Source organism: Siccirubricoccus deserti, assembly GCF_014283215.1.
GTDB classification, from domain to species: Bacteria; Pseudomonadota; Alphaproteobacteria; order Acetobacterales; family Acetobacteraceae; genus Siccirubricoccus; species Siccirubricoccus deserti.
Genome location: NZ_JACOMF010000056.1, coordinates 1 through 18,804, shown reverse-complemented (window position 1 = coordinate 18,804; position 18,804 = coordinate 1). Strand labels below are relative to the sequence as shown.

Below are 18,804 nucleotides of genomic sequence, written 5' to 3'. Positions count from 1 at the left end.
CACCTCTGGACATATTCCTACGCGTTACTCACCCGTCCGCCACTCCCCTTGCAGGGCGTGCGACTTGCATGTGTTAAGCATGCCGCCAGCGTTCGCTCTGAGCCAGGATCAAACTCTCAGGTTCATCAGCGCAGCCAAGCCAAAGACTCAGCCACACAGACGCCTTCCGATCAGGCTCCGCTCACCACTCTCGATGCAAACGCCATCAAATCCAAGTCTGCCCAACGCCACTCCTTACGGACAGCACCGACAGACAGGCTGAAGCGCTTGCTTGCTTCCAAAAGACAGATACAATTTTCAAAGAACAAGCCCTCCCGTTCAGCATGAACGCCGACCAGAGAACAGCCTCGCTTTGCGGCGAGACAAAGAACTAGCGCCCGAAGGCAAAAAGATCAAGGTCTTCAGCCGTGCAGCTTTGACCTTCACTCCGGGGCCACACCCGAAGATGCTGCCAACCGCCCTGAGGGAGCAACCACTCCGCTGCGGGGTTGTGAACTTAGCGCCCGAGGGTATCGGGTTCAAGGCCCCACTCGAAGTTTTTCTCGAAGAAATCCACCTTACGGCAGGAGGCCGAGATGGGTCGTCTCGACATAGTCGTCAAGGCCCGGTCAGCTTGCATCACGGCACAGCTTCTACCGACATGCGCGGTGGATCATTGGCTGCATGATCTGTCGGCTGTGTTCGGAGGCGCGACGGTCGTTTGGCGGGCGGCGTCGCCCCGAACCCGCGTGCCAGGGCGGCCCACCTGTCCCGCTGCGCGGTCAGGGTGGCGGCAAATGCCGCAGGTCCCTCGCCGCGCATGGCCGTGCCGAAACCGTGCAGCCGCTCCGCCAAGGTGGTCTCCGTAAGCGCGGCGGTCTCCCACGATCCTCGCTCGCAGGCCGTCGGGGCTGTCCTTGCAGCCGAGCAGGCCGTGGATGCCTTCGTGCCGGAATGCCGCGGCGCCCTGCTCCGCGCTGGTCGGCACCTCCGGCATGGGGCGCGCGAGGTCGGCTCCGATGACTGCGGTCAGCCGAACCTTGTCCTCGCGGGTCGCGCCGATCATCGGCGCCAGGAGCGCAAGCACGGAGTGGAGCCGCTCGCCCTGCCATGACGGCCGCACCGACCACGAGGAGCCGACATGGATCGGCACCATCCGGGGCGGCTACGGCAACCCGCCGGAGGCGCTGCACGCCACCAAACCGGTGGGCCAGGTCGTCGGCGAAGCCTTTGTTGCCGTTCTTGCAAGGTGGGGGCTGAACGCCGGGCTGTCGGGCGACCAACTGAATCTTGCCATAGGTTAGGAGCGGCAGGAATCCGCGCCGGCAAGGCGGGTAGGCACCAAGACCGAAGGCAGGGTACTTGCTCTCGTCCAACCGTTAGGGAAATCTTTGTCCGTGAGCGACAACCTTGCCCCGGACGTCCTTGTCATCGGCGCTGGCCCTGCCGGTTCAACTGCAGCTGCATTCTTGGCAATGCGTGGTCGGCAGGTTGCGTTGCTCGAGAAATCGGCACACCCGCGATTTCACATCGGCGAAAGCCTTCTGCCCCGCAACCTGGACGTGCTTGAGCGACTGGGGGTGCTCGAAGACGTGCGGGCTATCGGCGTGCACAAGCCGGGCGCTGAATTCGTCTCGGACCGCACCGGTCGCAGCACCGCCTTTCCCTTCGTCCATGCGCTGAATCGAACACGAACCTACGCTTGGCAGGTGAAGCGCGCCGATTTTGACAACCTGCTGTTTGCCAATGCCCGCCGCCTTGGCGCCGCAACGCGCGAGAACACGCGCGTGACCGACATCACCTTTGGCACGGCCGGCGCACGCGCCACCGTCATCGCGCAGGACGCCGAAGGGAAGACGCTGGAGTTCCGGCCGCGCTACGTGCTTGACGCTTCTGGCCGCGATACTTTTCTCGCCGGGCGGATGCGGCTGAAGGACATGAACAAGCGCAACAACACCGCCGCCATCTACGCGCATTTCCGCGGTGTCGAGCGGCGGGGTGGCGATCTTGATGGCTACATCAGCATCCATCTGGCGGAGGATGGCTGGTTCTGGCTGATCCCGCTGCCGGACGGGCTGATGAGCATCGGCTTCGTCGGCAACCAATCCGCCTGGAAGGGCCGGAAGGGAACGGCGGAGGAGCTGTTCTTCGACCGCATTGCCTCCAGCCCTACCGTCGCCGCGCGTACCCGTGGCGCTGAGATCGTCTCCGAGGTCTTCAGCACCGCGAATTACAGCTATCGCGCCCGGCAGGGCCATGGCGAAGGCCATCTGATGATCGGCGACGCCTATGGCTTCGTCGACCCGATGTTCTCGACGGGCGTGCTGATGGCGATGACCGCCGGCGAACTCGGCGCCGAGGCTGCCGATGCCTGGCTTGATGACCCGATCCGTGGCCAGCAGCTGGCGGCCCGGACAAATGCTGAGCTGGGCCGCGCCATGGACCGCATCGGCTGGCTGATCTACCGGATCAACGATCCGGTCATGCGGTCGCTGTTCATGGCGCCGCGCAATACGCTCTGGATGCGCGACGGGATCATCAACATGCTGGCGGGCAACCTACGGGGAGACCTGCGGGCGACATTGCCGGTGATGTCCTTCAAGGCGGTGTACCACGTGCTCTCGATGCTGCACCGCCTCGGCTACGGTCCGCCAATGCCGGAGGCGCGGCCTGCCGCTCCAGCCGCCATGGCTGCGGAGTGACCCGCTTCGTCGCCATGCTGTGCCTGGTCCTTCTAGGCGCCTGCGAATCGCGTTGGCCCGCTGAACGCACTGGCGAGGCCCTGGACCGGGCCGGCAGCCGCACCGGGGAGGCGCTTGGCCGCGCCGCCAACTCCACCGGCGCCGCCATCGGCCGCGCCGGCGATTGGGTCCGCGACCGCACCCAGTGAGGCTGGCGCAGTTTCGCCCAACACGGCACAGCGGACCGCTGCATGCCGCCTGTCCGATCGCGTGTCTCCAGCCGTCCGATGCTGCCGCCCGGCTTGAAACATTCTACCCAAATCCCCCGCTGACCGCGATGGTCTGGCCGCTGATGTAGCTGGCGCGGTCGGAGGCGAGGAAGGCCACGAGGTCCGCCACCTCCTCCGGCCGCCCGGCCCGCTTCGCCGGCACGATCTCGGCGATCCGTGTCTGGCTCATCGCCGCCGTCACCGCGGGCGAGGCGATGATTCCAGGCGCGACCACATTAGCCGTCACGCCGCGCGAGGCATATTCCAGTGAGACCGACTTCACCGCCCCGATCAGCCCGGCCTTGGCCGCCGCGTAGTTGGCTTGTCCCCGGTTCCCCACCAGCGCCGAGATGGAGGAGATCGCTATGATCCGCCCCCAGCGGGTGCCGATCATCGGCAGGATCAGCGGCCGCAAGGCGGCGAAGAAGCCATTCAACGAAACATCGATCACGCCGCGCCATTGCGCCTCCGACATGCCGGCCAGCGGCACGTCGTCATGCGTGCCGGCATTGTGCACGAAGACCTGCACCGGCCCCGCTTGGAGCTGCGCCTCCAGCGCCGTGACGGTCGCCGCCATGTCGGTCAGGTCGCAGCCGAAGGCCAGCGCCTGGCTGCCGGCGCCGCGCAGCTCGGCGGCCAGTGCCTCCGCGCGGTCCAGCCCGGCATGGGCGTGGATCAGCACCGCATGGCCCTCGGCGGCCAGGGCGCGACAGATGGCGGCACCGATCGGGCTGGCGCCGCCGGTCACCAGGGCGCGGCGGCCTGTCCTTTGCGGCGTCATGCCGGGGTGTCCTCACGCGGGAGAATGACTGCGGCCTGGCCATGCAGCAGACGGCGGTCGCCGGCAGTGATTGCAAAGCGGTAGATGAAGCCGCCCGCCTCCGCCATCAGCGCCGTCGCCGCGATCCGCAGCTCGTCGGGAATGTCATCCAGCCGCTCGACCTCCAGCGCCACCTCCCGCAGGCTGCTGACGAAGCCCGGCCGCTGCGCCCCGCCGGCACTCAGGGCGCCATGCAGGGCCATGGCCTGGAAGGCGAATTCCAGGCCGCAGACCGCCGGGAGCATCCCGTCCCGCCGCAGCGGGTTGGCAGGGTCCCGGTGCCGGCCGGTGGCGCAGAGGATCTCCGCCGCATCCCAGGACAGCGCGCGGTCCAGCAGGCACATGCTGCCCTGATGTGGCACCAGCCCGGCAATCGCGGCGGCCCCCAGGGGTGGGGTCAGCACGGGGTGACCTGCAATTCGAGATGCGCATCCTCCAGCAGGGGCAGCCGCACCAACGCCGCCTGCCGCGCGGCCAGCGCCCGCAGCAGCGGCAGGGCGCGCGCCGCGGGGTTGCCCTCGGTCAGCGCGTCGAGGGCATCTCCCGACAGGGCGGCAGGCATCGGCCCGGCGATGTAGCGCAGCGCCAGCTCGGCCCGCGCCCCCTCGGGCTCCGGTCGCAGCACGCAGGCGGTGGCGAAGGAGAAGTCGGTCGGCCGCTTGGCCGCCAGCGGCGATGGCAGCGGCGTGTCGTAGGCCACCAGCAGCACCGGGCGCCGCTGCGCCGCCGCGGTCATGGCCGCCAGCAATCCGGCGGCGAAGGCGCCGTCATGGCCGCCGAGGCTCAATGACGGCCGTGTCGAGCCGACCGCGATATGCCAGTACCCCGCCGCCGCATTGTGCACCGAATTGTGGAACAGCGTCGGCGAAACCGCACCCTCCGGCTCATGCAGCGCATCGAGGATGCCGCCCACCACGGCGCCGTCGCCATTGCCGCTGGCGAAGACGGTCTCCAGCACGGCACGGTCAGGCTCCGCCGACGTGGCCTCGTCGGCGGCGGCCAGAGCGAAACGCACGGCGGCGCTGGCGCGGCGGCGGTTGCCTGCGGCGAGGACGGCAGGGGCCGGCGGCAGGGCTTCCGCCATCGCCCAGGGCGCCGTGCCGGCCAGCATCGCCTCGCTGGCGGCCCAGCCCGGCAGGCCCGGACCGAAGACCGCAACCCCGCTCAGGAACGCCCTCATCCGTGCCCGATCACCAGACTGCAATTGCTGCCGCCAAAGCCGAAGGAGTTGCTCAATACCCGCCGCAAACCCATGGCGCGGTTCCCGGTCGCCACCTGGCTGCGGAACGCCGGATCGGCCGCCTCGATCCCCAGGCAGCCGGGCACCAGCCCGTCCTCGAGGCAGATCGTCGCAATCAGCGCCTCGATCGCGCCGGAGGCGCCGAGGGTGTGCCCGGTCCAGCCCTTGGTGGAGCTGCAGGGCACCGCGTCGCCGAAGACCTGGTGCATGGCAGCGTCCTCCATGGCGTCATTGGCGCGGGTGCCGGTGCCGTGCAGGTTGACGTAGTCGATCTCCCCCGGCGCGATCCGGGCCGCCGCCAGCGCCGCCCGCATGGCGGTGACGGCGCCCAGCCCCTCCGGATGCGGCGCGGACATGTGGTGGCCATCGCTGCTTGCCCCGGCGCCGAGCAGCAGCGGCCCGGCCAGCGTTGCCTCGGGCCGTTCGAGCAGCACGAGCCCGGCGCCCTCGCCGATGGCGATGCCGTCGCGGTCTTCGGCACAGGGCCGGCAGGGGCCGGCGCTGAGCAGCTCCAGCGCAGCGAAGCCGTGCAGGGTCATGCGGCAGAGGCTGTCCACCCCGCCCGCCACCGCGGCATCGGCCATCCCGGTGACGATCAGCGCCGCCGCCTGCAGGATCGCCTGCGCGCCGGAGGTGCAGGCCGTGGAGATCACCAAACCGGGCCCGCGCAGCCCGAGCCGGCTTCGCAAATAGGCCGGCAGTGCCTGCAGATCATGGGTATGGCCGTAGTCGAACTCCGCCGGCAGTTCGGTCTCGCCCGGCTGGCGCGCGGCATAGGCCTGCTCGGTCTGCTCGATGCCGGCGGTGCTGGTGCCGACCACCACGGCAACCCGCTCGGGCCCGTAGCGGTCCCGCGCCGCCGCCACCGCCGCGGCGAAGCCGTCGCTCCGCAGCGCAAGCTCGGCCAGCCGGTTGTTGCGGCAGTCATAGGCGGCGAGGTCCGGCGGTGGCGCCGCGTCCTCCAGCCCTGCCACGGCGCCTGCCCAGATCCCGCCGGGGGCGCCGGGGAAGCGGCAGGGGGCCAGCCCGCCCCGCCGTTCCAGCAACGCCGCCCGCAACGGGCCCAGCCCGGCTCCAAGCGCCGTCACCGTCGTCCCGGCGCTGATCCGCATCGGCCAAAAGGGGCTCACTCGCTAAGCGCCTCGCCCAAGGAAGTGGTGCGGTGCGTGCCGCGCGGGGGAGAAGGCACAGGCCAGCAGGAAGGCGGCGGCCACACCGATAGTCACGGTCAGGCCGATGCCGTGCAGCACGGGGGTCTCACTCAGGGACAACATGCCGAAGGTAAGAAGGGTGGAGACGGCGCAGGTCAAGACGGCCCCCAGATTCGCATCCTCCGTGGCCTTGCCGGGCGCTTCACGGCCTGCCGCAAGGAACAGAGCGTAGTCGATCGCCAGACCGGCGAGCAACAACAGGGCGGCAAGGTGGAATAGGCTCAGCGCCTCGCCGAGCAGGGTCAGCACCGCCAGGGTGATGAGGACGGCGCCGCCGATCGGCGCCGCCACCGCCAGCGTCCGGCCGAACCGGCCCAGCCCGAGCACCAGCAGGCCCAGCACCACCGCCGCCCCGGCCAGCGCCCAGCCCAGGGTGGCGCGGCCATAGGCCGCCAGCAGCCGCTCCAGCTCCAGCTTGACGTCGAGGAAGAGCACGCCCGGCAGGCCGAGTCCGGCGGCCGCCGCCTCCAGCGCCACCGGATCGGTGACGCCGGTGGCGGGGGCGATGCCCCAGATCTCGTTGCCATGCCGGCTGACCAGCGGCGACAGCCGGGCGGCGATGGTCGGCGCCTCGGCCGCCAGGGTGGCGAGGTCGAGCGGCGGCAGGCTGCGGCTCTCGGCAACCGCGGCGACGAAGCGGGCGAAGGCCGTGGGCCGGAAGGGCAGGCCGGCGGCGGCCTCGCGCAACGCCTCGGTGAGGGCGGCCTCGTCCGGCAGCGCAGCCTGGCGGCTGGCTTGCAGGGCCGGGCTGGACAGGTAGCGGCTCGGCAGGTCGAGGCCGGTGAGCAGCCCGCGGGCGACCAGCGCCTGCGCCGCCGCGCCCAACGCCTCCGCGCGTTGCAGCATCTCGCCCTCCGTGGCCAGGGGGCCGATGACGAAGAGGCTGCGCACATCGGGAGCGCCGAGCTGGCTGCGCAGCTCGGCATCCAGCGCCTGCTGCGCTGCCGGGACCGGGCTCAGCGACGCCAGGTCGCGCTGCCGGTCCGGCCCGCCGGTCGCCAGCAGCACGGCCGCGGCCGCAGCCAGCACCGCGAGGGCCGCGACGGGCCGGTCGCAGAGCGCGGCAAGGGGGAGGTTCATCGGCCGGGCCAGGAGGCGGGCCTCCTCCGGCACAAGGCGCGGCAGCAGCCAGCGGGTGGTGGCTGCGGCAGTCAGCAACCCGGCGCCGGCGAAAAGGCCGGTTTGCACCAGACCCGGCAGGCCGGACCCGACCATCGCCAGCAGCCCCGCCGCGGCGGAGACGGCCGACAGCCGCAAGGTGGGCCAGATCCGCGCCGCAGCGGTGCCGAGCGGCTCGCCCGGCCGGCGCAGGGTCAGCAGCAGGATGGGGTAATCGACCACCACCCCGAGCATGGTCACCCCGAAGCCCAGCGCGATGGCATGGACGCTGCCGTACAGCGCCACCACCGCCGCATAGCCGGCCAGCATCGCCGCCAGCGGCGGCACCGCCACCAGCGCCAACACCGCCAGGGAGCGGAAGCGCCAGACCAGGAAGCCGGCCAGCAACAGGGTGGCGAGCAGGGTCAGCCGCCGCACGTCGCGCTCGATGGTCGCGGCCGCTTCCGCGGCGAAGACGCCGGGGCCGCTGAGCAGCAATCGGGCGCCCGCCGGTGGATTGGCGGCGGCGAAGGCCTCGTGGAAGGCGACGATCGCCAGGCGCTGCGCCTCCGCATCCAGCCCGGCGCCCTGGCCGCGCGCCACCAGCAGCACCCGCGGCACCTCGCCGGGCGCGAACCAGGCGCCATCCTCGGTCGCGACATGGCTCTCGCCCAGCCAGGTCACGGCGAGGCCGAGGAAGGCGCCGGTCGGGTCGGCGAAGCCGTAGCGGGCCAGCAGCGGCGAGGCGGCGGAGCGCAGCCCGTCCAGCAGCGCTTCCAGCTTCGGCCGCAGCGCCGCCGCGGTGAATGCCTCCGGACGGGTCTCGGGCGAGAGCAGGTAGCGGTAGCGGAACAGCAGCGCCTGCTCGGCGTCACCAAATTGCAAGGTGCCGTCGCCGACGAAGCCGAAGCGGCCCGAAGCCCGCAGCCCCGCCGCTGTCTCCCGCGACAGCCGCGCCAACTCGGCCCGTGGCGCCCCCTCGATGGCGGCCAGCAGCAGGGTGGTGGCGGCGCCGGATTGCAGCTCCCGCAGCAGGAAGGCGCTGGCCGGGGTGCGGCCGGGGGGCAGAAATTCGGCGAGATCGGCCCGCGGCGGCGCCAGCCAGCCCAGCCCACCACCCAGCCCGGCGAGCACCGCCAATATGAGGAGGAGGCGCGTCATTCGGCCGGCGCGATGCGCATCCGGTTCACGCCGCCGCCGCCTTCGACATCCACCCCACGCAATTCGGTACGCTGCCCGGTCACGACGATGCGCTGCACCGCGCCGAGCACCCGCAGCGAGCGCGGCGTCAGCACCATCCGCCAGCCCTCGGGGCTGGCGGAGAACCCTACCTCGTAATGCCGCCGCAGCGCCGCCAGGTCGCCGGCCAGGGTGCCGCGTATGGCTTCCACCAGCACCTGCATCTCCGGCTGCTCGTTCAGGGCGAATTCCCGCGTCACCCCGCGGTCCCGGCGCTCATAGGTCAGCCTGCCGCCGGCCACCGAGACCAACTCGTCGATCGGCCAGGTGGTGTGCTTCTCCAGCCGGTCCGGTGCCTGCCAGAAGAGCGTACCCTCGTTCGGCTGGCCGGTCTCGAGTTCCGGGATCACCTTCTCCTCGGTGAAGCGGGAGCACCGCTCGCGCACCCCGGCGAGGTCCCGCATCACCTGCTCGAGCGTCGGCTCCGCCGCCAGCGCCGGGGTTGCGAACGGGGCCAGCAGCAGCGCGCGGCGGATCGCGCTCACGTCGCCGCGTCCTGCCAGAAGGGGTAGAAGTTGAACCAGTTGTAGGGGTGGGCCCGGCACATCGCCTCGAGTTCGCGGGCGTAGCGCTCGACCGAGGCAATGATGGCGGCCTCCCGCCCGGCTCGGTCGCTGTCGCCGATCCGCTCAGCGAAGGGCAGGAAATGCACGGTGTAGCGGCGCGGTCCGGTCCGGATGCCGAAGGCTAGCATGACCGGCGCACCGAGTACCGCCGCCAGCAGATGCGGCCCGGTCGGCAGCGGCGCCGGGCTGCCGAGGAACTTCACCCGATGCATCCGCTGGCCCGCAGGCGCACGGTCGGCCAGCAGCCCGACCAGGCCGCCGTGCTCCAGCACCTCCCGGACCCTCAGCATGGAATCCGGGCAGCCGAGCGGAATGACCGTCGTGGCCCGTCCGGTGCCGCCCAGCGCATCGAAGACCGCCTTCACCCGGGCGGCGTTGGCCTCATGCATCAGCACCGCGATATCGACCGGGCAGCCGGCATCGCCGACCGCGCGCAGCGCCTCGAAGCTGCCCAGATGGGCGCCGAACAGCAGGCAGCCGGTCCTGGGCTCGCCCGGGCCGGGTTCCACCCGGCGCCGCAACGCCTCCAGCCCATGCACGGTGATCTCGAAGCCCGCAGTCCGCCCTGCCGCCAGCCAGACCCGGTCGAGGATGGTGGCGGCGAAGGTGAAATAAAGCCGCCAGAGATCGGCGAACCGCGCCGGCCGGCCCAGCGCCCGGCCGAGATACTGCCGCGCCGCCTGCCGCTGCCGCGGCGAGAAAGCGAGGAAATAGGCGGTGATCGGGTAGAGCAGCGCATGCCCCGCATGCCAGCCGAGGCCGCGGCCGACGCCGATCATGAAGCGCAGCCAGAAGGTGTTGCCGCGCTCCGGCATCTGCCGCCAGGCCGGCGGATTCAGGGCGGCGCCGGCCATCCGAGCTCCCCCAGCAGCACGGTGGTGCTGCCGCAGCGGCAGGTGAAGCCGACCCGGTGGGTGCCGCGCGGTGCCAGGGTCACCACGACCCCCTCCCCCGGCGCCACCGGGGCAGGGAATTTCGCCCGTGCCACCAAGCTGGGCCGGCCGCGGCCGGGCTCGGCGGCTGCCACCGCCTGCAGCACCGCATCCAGCAGCAGCACACCAGGCACGATGGGCCGGCCCGGGAAATGCCCCGGCAGCGCCGGGTGCTCCGCCGGCACGGTGATGCGGAAATCCGTGCTCATGCCTCCTCTCCCGGCGCCAGCAGCGTCGCCAGCGCCTGGCGCGGCAGCTTGCCGAGCGGGTCGCGCGGCAGGGCCGCCACCACAACCAATCGGCGCGGCAGGAAGACCGGGTCGATCCGGCCGCGCAGCCCGTCCAGGATCTCCGCCGAAGTCTGTCCCGGCGCCACGACCAGCGCGCTGAGCCGGGCGGCCGGATTGCTCTCGATATCACCCGGCACGACGAAGACGCCGTCCTCCACCCCCGGCACCTCAGCCAGCACCCGGTTCAGATCGGCGAGCGAGCCGCGCTTGCCGCCGAGCTTCACCATGTCCGTCAGCCGGCCGAGCAGCCGGAACCGGCCATTCGGCAGAGGCTCGATCGCATCGGCCAGCGGCACGGTTCCAAGCCCCGGCACCTCCGCTGCGCCGTCGCGGACCCGGGTGCCGTCATAGGGCAGCCAGCCATCGTCCCGCACGGTGCGGCGGCTGGCGACGGAGCCGGCCTCGGTCGCGCCATAGATCTCCAGCATCGGCGCGTCCCAGTCGCGCTCCACCGCCGTCGCGATCTCCTGCGCCAGCGGTGCGGTGGCGGAGATGACGGCGGCCAGTGCGGGCGGCCGGCGGCCTTCGGCCAGCAGCACCCGCAGGTGCAGCGGCGTGGTTACCAGCAGGCGGCGGGGCGGCACGGCGGCCAGGGCTTCATGGACCTCGGCGGGGAAGAAGCTGGCTCCGGTGTGGATCGCCACGACGGCCCGCAGCGGCAGCATCATCGTTGTCTCGAAGCCGTACATGTGCTGCGGCGGCACCGTGGCAACGATGCTGGTCGGTGGTCCATCGCCCGGCCGCAGCCCGAATCGCGCCGCCGCCGCCGCCGCCGCGGCCACCAGCGCGCCCCAGGGCTTGGCATGAGCGGTCGGCGTGCCGGTGGAGCCGGAGGTGAAGCCGATGGCGACGACCCGCTCCGCCGGGATCGGCCGCAGCGGGAGAGGTGGCACACTGGCGTGCGGCGCATCGACCCGGACGAACGGCAAGGGCAAGCGGCGCTCATCCGCTCCGGACATCACATAGGCACCGGGATACCGCGCCGCCGCCATCTCAAGAAAGCCATCAGGTCCGCCCGACCGGGCGCCGAGCAGGGTCGGGTGACCGCGGAGCAGCGCAGCGGCAAAGCCGAGCAAGGCGGCGTAGCGGTCAGCGCAGAGGTTCACCGCATACCCATCCTCTGGCAGGGTGGCAGCGAGCGCAGATGCCTCGGCGAGGAATTGCCCGATGGTGACAGAGCCATCGGCGCGGTGGCATAGGATTTCGGCCGTATCGCGAGTGGTCAGGATCAGGTCCGGGCCCTCAACCGGCATGGCGTGCCCCGGCCGCTTGGCAGATGGCGCGCAGCGTGCGCGCGGGCGTGGCGCGGCCGACCTCGGGGAACAGGCGGCTGCGGAGGAGATGTTCGCCGAGGAAGCAGGCGGTGCAGGTAATGGCTTCCGCCGCGGAGATCATCGACACCGTCGAGAAGCCGAGCATCTGAACCGCATAAGCAAGGGCAAACAGGCCGAGCAGCACGGCCCAGGCAGCCGTCAGCCGGCGCGTATAGGCCTCAGCCCGTGCCGGCAACCCGGCCGGGTCATGCCGTCCATAGCGGGTGATCAGGGGTACTGCACCGGGCCGCAGCGTGACGGCGAAGCGCAAGGCAACAAGCAGGTTCACCCCGAGCCCGACCAGCGCCGGGCCGTATGCGCCCGCCAGCCATACCGCCATGCTGCCGGCCGCAAGTTCCAGCGCCAGGGCGATCAGCCACAGCGCCGACCAGGATCCAGCCAGGGCGGCGATGCGGACCATCGGCGATCCCATGCAATCAGGGCGTCCGGTGCCTTGCGATATGGCCGGCAAGGCTGCGCAGGGACGCAAAGATCCGGTGGTTGCGCTCGTCATCCGAGCGCAGCTGCACGCCATACGCCTTGCCGATGGCCAGAGACAATTCGAGCGCGTCGATGGAATCGAGGCCCAGGCCCTCGCCGAACAGTGGCGCCTCCGGCGCGATCTCCTCTGCTGTCGTTTCAAGCGACAGGGCAGTGACGATCAGCCGCGCCAGGTCACGCTCGAGGTCGACATCAGGATGAGGCGCTGGAGCGATGGTTTCCGCTGGTGTTGTGAAACCCTCGATCGACATCCGCTTTCCTCTTTCCTCCAGCCAGGTCACCCCGCCAAGCCAAGGCTCTCAGCCGAATTTTCACCGGCTGAGTAGCAGAGCGCCAGAGCTCTCGGCAAGCGAGGCACTTAATCGAAAGGCGAAGCATCCGAGGCGACCATCGCAGGGCTGCGATAAAGCGCGAAGGATACGCCGGCAATCAAGGTTGCGTTGAAATTGGACCGAAACAGCGGGCTTTCGGCATTCGCAGCGCCCGAGAAATTCTCCAGCCGCCCGCCCGCAATCAACGTAACAACATCAGTCACAGGAACGCGGTAGGAGAATTGGAGGCGCACTCCCAGGTAGCCGCCGGCGGCGTCGTAAGCCGGGCGCCCGGGCCGCGCATCGGCCGGCTTCACCCGGTACCAGTAATCCATCAGCCCGCCTGAGGCGAAGACCGGTCCGATGCCAATTCGGGCGCGAGAGCCGGCTGGCCCCCAGGCCAGGCTTTCATAGGCCACCTCCGGCGCGAAGACGACGCCGCGATAGCTGATGCGGCGGAAATCCGTGGAGAAGGCGGCCCGGACCGGCACTTCCAGCACCAGCCGGTCGGCATTCGCTGCCCCGCGCCATGCCACCCAGCGGAGGGCGGGGCCGATCTCGCCAAGCGGGTCGATGTCCGACATGCCACTACGGGCGCCGCTGGAATCGGCTTGGCTGCCGAGAGCGCCATTGGCATTCACCGTCAGTTCCAGGTCACCCGAGCGGAAGAAGCGCCCGCGCAGGCCGCGCTCATCGGCGCGCAGCACCTCGCCGCGATAGATCAACCAGGGCAGCGCCAGGGCACGCCACTCCGCGTGGCTCGCTGCCGGGTAGTCCGGCAGTAGCCCACCACCAAGGAAGACCCCGGCTTCCAGCAGTGGCCGCTGGGGGTCGCGCGTCGTCTGCTGTGCATATGCCGGGCCGGTGAGCGGGAGGAGTAGGGCAAACGCGGCCAGCCGCTTCATGGGGCAGCCCGCTCCGCCACCAGCATGACGTTGGGTAGCGGCGTCCAGCCCCAACAGGGCGAGACCGATATGGCGAAGCCCGCCATCCTCAGCGGCCTGGCGAGATCATTTAGCGGCAAGGGCTGGAACGACGAGCCGTCGCGTCGAAGGAGGCAACCCAGCCGCTCCATGGCGACACCGACGCCGCTGCGCCAGCCGCAATCCGGGTCGAAGGCGCGGATCACGATGCGGTGCCGCGCCGCCGCCGCAATCCTCCCCAACAGGCTTCGCTGGGCCGTCACAGGAAGTTGCAGCAACACATCGAAGATGACCACCGTATCGGCCGCCGGCACCTCGGCTTGGCAGAGGTCAGCGACGCCGAAGCCGGCAGGCAGCCCGGCGGCGGCGCGCACGGCATCGGTGATCTTGCCAGGATCGAGGTCCAGGCCCTGGACCCGGGTCGCCAGCCCGGCTGTAAGCAACGACATCCCGATCTGGCCGCGCCCGCAACCGAGATCCGTCACCTCACCGAATCCGCCGCTGGTCGCGGCCAGTTGCAGGACGAAAGGGGTCGCCGGGTCAGTCAGCATCTTGCCGCGGACGAAGTGGCGCGAGAATTTCGACGCGCCGTGATAGCGAGCGACGACCTTCCTCGTTAGCCCAGGGAGGTCGGGGGGCAGAAGCGCCATAGCGGTTACAGGCAAGGAGATGCTCCAGGGGCAGCGGCAGGCTAGGATAGAGGGCGTTGCGCCGAGTAGGCCCGCATGATTCCTATATCTATATCACAATGAATATCGGACAGGCCGGCCTGCTGCAGGTGCCACAGGATATCGCGCGGCGGCACGCAGCCCTCGATGGTGTCCCAGTAGTAGCGCATGAGCGTGTCGCTGCCGCTTCCGGCCAAACGGCTTAGCAACGGTACGACGCTGCCCAAATAGGCCTTTACCAATCTCTGTCCCATCCGGCTTGCGGGCGGCGCGATCTCGAGCAGCAGCAACCGGCCGCCAGGCCGCAGCACGCGCCGTTGTTGGGCGAATAGTCGCCCCAGGTCGTCCACATGGCGCAGGGCATAGCCCATGCTGATGAAGTCGAAGCTGGCATCGGCGAAGGGTAGCTCCTCCGCCCGCGCCTGCACCATGGAGATCGGCAGCGACTGCCGGGCAACCGCCATCATGCCCTCGCTCAGGTCCAGCCCGATCATGCCGCTGGTGTCGCCGAGGATGGCGGCAGCTTCCCGTGCAACCAGACCAGTGCCGATAGCGACGTCCAGGTAGCGCGCCCCAGGCCGCAGGCCGCCGCGACGCAGAGCCCGCCGCCGGTACCATCGCCCGGAGCCGAGCGCGAAGACCGTATTGATGCCATCATAAGATCTTGCAGTGCGGTTGAACAAATCTCGAACGAAACCGGAATGCTCCTGCGGCGTAGCGTAGTAGTCCAGCAGCGGTGCGTGCGGTGGAGCGGAAGCGCGTGAGGCGGTCACCTCCGCCGCGGCGGAACGCCCTGATATCGACATGCCTGTCCCCTATGAAGGCTGGACCGACCCACTACCATCCGATAGTCTTCCTGCCCAAGTACGGCAGTGTGACGCTGACATGGTCAAACACCCAGGAATGGCCGGCCGGCAAGCAGTACTCCGTCCCGTCTCATGGTTAAGATCGGCATATTTCTGCTTCGCGTTCTATCTGTGCCTATTCACCTGGGGCGTGAGCTGCTTCGGATGGAGTCTGGTGGCGGCGCTGCTGTATCGCGTCATGCCGCGGCGGCTGGGCGAGCCGCTCGGCCAATTCGCCATCATGCTCGGGTTCCGCTGGCTCATCGGGGTGATGCGCTTCACTGGCGTACTGCACGTCGACCTGCGCGAACTGGACCGGCTTCGGGATGACAACGGCATCGTGCTCGTGCCCAATCATCCCACCATGCTCGATGCGGTGCTCATCATGTCGCGGCTGCCGCGCGTCGTCTGCATCACCAAGGCGGCTCTCTGGGACAATTGGGCACTGGGCGGCGGTATCCGGCTGGCCGGCTACATGCCGAACGATGCGCCGCTGCCGATGATGCGCCGGGCTGCGCAGGCAGTCCAGGCCGGCAACCAGCTGCTGATTTTCCCTGAAGGCTCGCGCACCGCGACGCCACCGGTCGGTCACATCCATCGAAGCTTCGCTGTCATGGCCAAGGCAGCCGGCGCGCCGGTTCAGGCGGTGCTCATTGAGGCCGACAGCCCCTATCTTGCGAAAGGCTGGCCACTGTTCCGCCGCCCGGTGCTGCCGCTGGTGTTCCGGGTGCGGCTGGGCGAGCGGTTCATCGTCGGCGCCTCGACCGATGACTGCGTCGCCCGGCTGGAGCGGCACTACCGGGCCGAATTGCCCGGCTGCTGGCCGCCGGCCTGGCTCGCCATCCAGCCGGCCGCGGCGCCGCGCAAGCAGGCTGCCTGATGGCTGCCGCCGCGACCCGCTGCCTGGTGCTGATCCCCAGCTACAACACCGGCGGGATCCTGCTGGAGACGGTGCGCGGGGCACGCAGCGCCTGGGCGCCAGTCTGGGTCGTGATCGATGGCAGCACTGATGGTAGCGACGTACTGCTCGGCATGGCGATGCAGGACGATCCTCAGTTCCGTCTGATCACCCTGCCCGCCAATTCTGGTAAGGGCACCGCTGTGCTGGCTGGGCTGCGCGAGGCAGCGGCGGCTGGCTTCACCCACGCATTGGTCATGGATGCGGATGGCCAGCACCCGGCCGATGCGATCGGCACCTTCATGGCCGCCGCAGCCGCCGAGCCGGCTGCGCTCATCCTTGGCCGGCCGGTCTTCGGCCCGGAGGCGCCGCAACTGCGGGTGCGCGGCCGTCGCATCTCCAACTGGTGGGCGAATCTCGAGACGCTTGGCCCAGGCATCGGCGATTCGCTGTTCGGCTTCCGCGTGTACCCGATTGCCCCGCTGCTGCAGGTCATGCAGCGCTGCCGGTGGATGCGCCGCTTCGATTTCGACCCTGAGGCGGCAGTCCGGCTCGCCTGGGCCGGCCTGCCACTGATTAATCTCCCCGCGCCTGTCCGCTACCTGCGTGCCGAGGAGGGCGGCGTCTCGCATTTCAGCTATGGGCGGGACAATATCTTGCTGACCTGGATGCATATCCGCTTGGTGTTCGGCATGCTCGCCCGTCTGCCGATGCTCATTATCCGGCGGGTTCAGCGCGGCCCGGAGGTGCGGACGGGACCACGGCTAGGGACCCAACCCTGAGCCCCTCGGCGGCGCAGCGATCGAGCAGTCTCGGCAGGACCTGCAGGACCGCCGCATCGCAAGCAGGAAGGCTTGTCGGCGCGACGTCGTGCAGCAGGAGAATATCGCCGCCGGCCAGGCGGCGCGTCAGCCTGTCCAGAACCTTGTTCGGGTGCCGCGGACGCCCGTCATAGCCACGCCGCGTCCATGACACCAAGCGTAGGCCTTCCATCGCCAGGACCGGGTCGAGCAGCGGACTGCGCAGGCCCATCGGAGCGCGGAAGAACCGCGGCGCGATGCCGACCGCGTCGGCGATGACGTGCTGGGCGCGGTAAATCTCCTTCCGCAGCGCCCATGGACCAAGGCACGCGAAGGTATTCTTATGGCTGTAGGTATGATTTTCGATCGTGTGCCCGCGCCGATGCATCTCGCGCAACAATGCCCCGTGGTGAGCCGCTTTCGCGCCGATGACGAAGAAGCTTGCCGTCGCCTCATATGCATCCAGCACGTCGAGGACGCGAGGCGTAACCTCCGGGTCCGGGCCATCGTCAAATGTGATGGCAATGGACCGGGACATCACGGAAGGCAGCCGCACAAGGTTCGGGCCGAGCTGCGTGCTTCGAGGGTGCATAAACGCTGAGAGCAGTGCATGATCGCAGGCAAGCAGGGCCAATCCGAAGGGCCAAAGGTGAGGTTGCGCGGCGACGCCGAACATCGCGGCACCATGCAGCCAGAGCGAAGCACGCACTAACGGTGATGGCGACCAGGCTTTCAGTGCCCCGAAGGACGCTGCTTCCGCTTGCCGAACTTGGTTGCTGCCTATTGGCATTCTTTCCATTCTGTCAGCCCCAAGCGGTCTTCTGTAGAAGTTTTGGACCTGATCTGACGGTCACCTGACCGGTGGGTGGGGATGTCCGATCGGGCGCGCGTGTCCGCTGCTACTGTGGCTGCAGCAGCTTCTCCCGGGCAAGCGGCACAGAGACCAGGAAGGCCAGCATCAGCGCCTTGCCGAAGCACCACCGGCCCTGATGGGGCCTCACCTCGCTGTATTCGGCGAGGCCGCACTGAAGGTCTCTGATGCCGCGGTAAAGCTTCTTTCAGGGCCTGTTTGAGTGGCGTTATTGTGGATTGATGAGGGCTTCTGTGGCGGCGAGGACGGCGGCGCAGGCGACGCGGGAAGCGGCTACGTCGAGGCGCTCCGCGCGGTCGCGCAGCAGGCCGCCCCAATGCGTGAGCCAGGCGAACGGCCGCTCAATGGTCTTATCACAAATGACAAGCTCTGCCTGACGCGCACCCTGCGGTTGCGTCTGAGCTGGCCCCGGGCACGTGGCCGGCTCCGGCCTTTTGCATCGGGCCAACTCTCCAGTGGTGTCCCTCACCACGGAGAGGAGCATGCGGCAGCAGCGCACTTGGCAGGTCCGGCGCACGGATGTGCCGATGGTGGCCGGTCAGCAGCGCTGGGACCGGGCCTACCAGCTTCTCCTGCAGTGGGCGGCAACACCTCCTCCGGCGCCGGCCGTGGCGCCGGAGCCGCCGATCCTGCCGGAGATATGCCATGCGGGTAGCGATCTACGGCCGCGTCTCGACCGGTCACCAAGTCGAGCACCAGACCATTGAGCAACAAATCGGTCGCCTGACCGCCCAGGTCGCGGCGCACACGGCCGAGGGCTGGACGCTGGATCCGGCGCATGTGTTCCGCGATGACGGCTACAGCGGCGCCACGCTGGCCCGCCCGGGCCTCGATCGCCTACGCGATGCCATCAAGGGGCGCGAAGTCGACCGGGTGCTGGTCACCGCGCCCGACCGGCTCGCGCGCAACTATGTGCATCAAATGGTCCTCCTGGACTGTTGATTTTCGCTGAGAACTGACCCCGGGGGTTTCATCGAGAACTGACCCGGCCAGGGATATGTCCCGCGTGCTGCGGGGCTGGGTCAAGCGGGTGCTTTAGCCCTCCTGTTCCTGGGTTCTGCCGAGCTGCTCCTGAACCGGAAGCTGTCGTTGTCTGTTTCCAAGATGTGGCAGTAGTGCGTGAGCCGGTCGAGCAGGGCTGTTGTCATCTTGGCGTCGCCGAAAACGCCGCCCCACTCGCTGAAGCTCAGGTTAGGCTCAGGACTCAATCACGCCCACCACAGGATGATGGCGGCGATAGCGATGCCGGCCTGGAAGTTGCGGGCGAGCTTGTCGTATCGGGTGGCGACGCGGCGCCAGTCCTTGAGGTGGGAGAAGGCACGCTCGATGGTGTTGCGGAGCTTGTAGCA

The 18,804-nt window shown here is 69.4% G+C and carries 22 protein-coding genes, 1 rRNA gene and 1 pseudogene; 6 read left to right on the top strand and 18 right to left on the bottom strand.

What is annotated here, in order from left to right; translation table 11 throughout:
* Positions 1–124 (bottom strand): 16S ribosomal RNA (locus tag H7965_RS24635); the annotation flags it as partial.
* An 874-nt stretch (positions 125–998) separates the two neighbouring features.
* On the opposite strand from H7965_RS24635, the gene H7965_RS24630 reads away from it, so the two are divergent.
* The 3 genes from H7965_RS24630 to H7965_RS24620 all read left to right on the top strand — a co-directional run bounded on the left by H7965_RS24630 (position 999) and on the right by H7965_RS24620 (position 2,869).
* On the top strand, positions 999–1,283 hold the full coding sequence (locus tag H7965_RS24630; RefSeq protein WP_186773218.1) for a hypothetical protein: 285 nt from the start codon (positions 999–1,001) through the stop codon (positions 1,281–1,283).
* A 93-nt stretch (positions 1,284–1,376) separates the two neighbouring features.
* Positions 1,377–2,681 (top strand): NAD(P)/FAD-dependent oxidoreductase, encoded by a 1,305-nt coding sequence (locus H7965_RS24625; RefSeq protein ID WP_229682772.1) that lies wholly within the window; start codon positions 1,377–1,379, stop codon positions 2,679–2,681.
* Positions 2,678–2,869 carry a hypothetical protein gene (locus tag H7965_RS24620; RefSeq protein WP_186773216.1) on the top strand — a complete coding sequence of 64 codons (192 nt, stop codon included), beginning with the start codon at positions 2,678–2,680 and terminating at the stop codon, positions 2,867–2,869. Before H7965_RS24625 ends, H7965_RS24620 begins: the two co-directional genes overlap by 4 nt.
* A gap of 103 nt (positions 2,870–2,972) precedes the next feature.
* On the opposite strand, the gene fabG is transcribed toward H7965_RS24620, so the two are convergent.
* The 14 genes from fabG to H7965_RS24550 form a co-directional block, all read right to left on the bottom strand.
* Positions 2,973–3,710 (bottom strand): 3-oxoacyl-ACP reductase FabG, encoded by a 738-nt coding sequence (gene fabG / locus H7965_RS24615; RefSeq protein WP_186773215.1) that lies wholly within the window; start codon positions 3,708–3,710, stop codon positions 2,973–2,975.
* Positions 3,707–4,153 carry a phosphotransferase gene (locus tag H7965_RS24610; RefSeq protein WP_222440795.1) on the bottom strand — a complete coding sequence of 149 codons (447 nt, stop codon included), beginning with the start codon at positions 4,151–4,153 and terminating at the stop codon, positions 3,707–3,709. Before H7965_RS24610 ends, fabG begins: the two co-directional genes overlap by 4 nt.
* The gene (locus H7965_RS24605; protein WP_186773214.1) at positions 4,147–4,929 is read right to left on the bottom strand and encodes a beta-ketoacyl synthase chain length factor; all 783 of its coding nucleotides are present in this window, start codon (positions 4,927–4,929) and stop codon (positions 4,147–4,149) included. Before H7965_RS24605 ends, H7965_RS24610 begins: the two co-directional genes overlap by 7 nt.
* Positions 4,926–6,119 carry a beta-ketoacyl-ACP synthase gene (locus H7965_RS24600; RefSeq protein WP_229682773.1) on the bottom strand — a complete coding sequence of 398 codons (1,194 nt, stop codon included), beginning with the start codon at positions 6,117–6,119 and terminating at the stop codon, positions 4,926–4,928. The genes H7965_RS24605 and H7965_RS24600 overlap by 4 nt, the downstream gene beginning before the upstream one ends.
* A 3-nt stretch (positions 6,120–6,122) precedes the next feature.
* On the bottom strand, positions 6,123–8,459 hold the full coding sequence (locus tag H7965_RS24595) for an MMPL family transporter (protein WP_186773213.1): 2,337 nt from the start codon (positions 8,457–8,459) through the stop codon (positions 6,123–6,125).
* On the bottom strand, positions 8,456–9,022 hold the full coding sequence (locus H7965_RS24590; RefSeq protein WP_186773212.1) for a LolA-related protein: 567 nt from the start codon (positions 9,020–9,022) through the stop codon (positions 8,456–8,458). The genes H7965_RS24595 and H7965_RS24590 overlap by 4 nt, the downstream gene beginning before the upstream one ends.
* Positions 9,019–9,957, bottom strand: coding sequence for an LpxL/LpxP family acyltransferase (locus H7965_RS24585; RefSeq protein WP_186773211.1), 939 nt, complete (start codon positions 9,955–9,957; stop codon positions 9,019–9,021). Before H7965_RS24585 ends, H7965_RS24590 begins: the two co-directional genes overlap by 4 nt.
* A complete protein-coding gene (locus H7965_RS24580) occupies positions 9,939–10,244 on the bottom strand; it encodes a 3-hydroxyacyl-ACP dehydratase (RefSeq protein WP_186773210.1) in 306 nt (101 codons plus the stop codon). Before H7965_RS24580 ends, H7965_RS24585 begins: the two co-directional genes overlap by 19 nt.
* The gene (locus H7965_RS24575) at positions 10,241–11,578 is read right to left on the bottom strand and encodes an AMP-binding protein (RefSeq protein ID WP_186773209.1); all 1,338 of its coding nucleotides are present in this window, start codon (positions 11,576–11,578) and stop codon (positions 10,241–10,243) included. The genes H7965_RS24580 and H7965_RS24575 overlap by 4 nt, the downstream gene beginning before the upstream one ends.
* Complete coding sequence (locus H7965_RS24570) at positions 11,568–12,059, bottom strand: hypothetical protein (RefSeq protein ID WP_186773208.1); 492 nt, start codon at positions 12,057–12,059, stop codon at positions 11,568–11,570. The genes H7965_RS24575 and H7965_RS24570 overlap by 11 nt, the downstream gene beginning before the upstream one ends.
* Before the next feature lie 16 nt (positions 12,060–12,075).
* Positions 12,076–12,390, bottom strand: coding sequence for a phosphopantetheine-binding protein (locus H7965_RS24565; RefSeq protein ID WP_186773207.1), 315 nt, complete (start codon positions 12,388–12,390; stop codon positions 12,076–12,078).
* Between the two features lie 107 nt (positions 12,391–12,497).
* Positions 12,498–13,355, bottom strand: coding sequence for a MipA/OmpV family protein (locus H7965_RS24560; RefSeq protein ID WP_186773206.1), 858 nt, complete (start codon positions 13,353–13,355; stop codon positions 12,498–12,500).
* The gene (locus tag H7965_RS24555) at positions 13,352–14,023 is read right to left on the bottom strand and encodes a methyltransferase domain-containing protein (RefSeq protein WP_186773205.1); all 672 of its coding nucleotides are present in this window, start codon (positions 14,021–14,023) and stop codon (positions 13,352–13,354) included. Before H7965_RS24555 ends, H7965_RS24560 begins: the two co-directional genes overlap by 4 nt.
* A 41-nt stretch (positions 14,024–14,064) precedes the next feature.
* Positions 14,065–14,814 carry a class I SAM-dependent methyltransferase gene (locus H7965_RS24550; RefSeq protein ID WP_229682774.1) on the bottom strand — a complete coding sequence of 250 codons (750 nt, stop codon included), beginning with the start codon at positions 14,812–14,814 and terminating at the stop codon, positions 14,065–14,067.
* Between the two features lie 247 nt (positions 14,815–15,061).
* Here H7965_RS24550 and H7965_RS24545 point away from each other — a divergent pair, with 247 nt between their 5' ends.
* Together H7965_RS24545 and H7965_RS24540 are read left to right on the top strand one after the other, a co-directional pair.
* Positions 15,062–15,766, top strand: a complete 705-nt coding sequence (locus tag H7965_RS24545) for a lysophospholipid acyltransferase family protein (protein ID WP_186773203.1) — start codon at positions 15,062–15,064, stop codon at positions 15,764–15,766.
* Entirely contained in the window at positions 15,766–16,566 is an 801-nt protein-coding gene (locus tag H7965_RS24540; RefSeq protein ID WP_186773202.1) for a glycosyltransferase family 2 protein, read from the top strand. Before H7965_RS24545 ends, H7965_RS24540 begins: the two co-directional genes overlap by 1 nt.
* Here H7965_RS24540 and H7965_RS24535 read toward each other — a convergent pair.
* Positions 16,502–17,374 carry a polysaccharide deacetylase family protein gene (locus H7965_RS24535; RefSeq protein WP_222440794.1) on the bottom strand — a complete coding sequence of 291 codons (873 nt, stop codon included), beginning with the start codon at positions 17,372–17,374 and terminating at the stop codon, positions 16,502–16,504. The two genes, H7965_RS24540 and H7965_RS24535, sit on opposite strands and share 65 nt — an antisense overlap.
* A 726-nt stretch (positions 17,375–18,100) precedes the next feature.
* Between H7965_RS24535 and H7965_RS24530 the strand changes: the two genes are divergently transcribed.
* Positions 18,101–18,397: a recombinase family protein gene (locus tag H7965_RS24530; RefSeq protein WP_186773200.1), complete on the top strand. Its 297-nt coding sequence runs from the start codon at positions 18,101–18,103 to the stop codon at positions 18,395–18,397.
* 80 nt (positions 18,398–18,477) lie between these two features.
* On the opposite strand, the pseudogene H7965_RS24525 reads toward H7965_RS24530, so the two are convergent.
* Together H7965_RS24525 and H7965_RS24520 are read right to left on the bottom strand one after the other, a co-directional pair.
* Positions 18,478–18,648, bottom strand: a pseudogene (locus H7965_RS24525) (ATP-binding protein); the annotation flags it as partial.
* A 15-nt stretch (positions 18,649–18,663) separates the two neighbouring features.
* The coding region (locus H7965_RS24520; protein WP_186773199.1) for a transposase at positions 18,664–18,804 on the bottom strand (141 nt) is incomplete at its 5' end.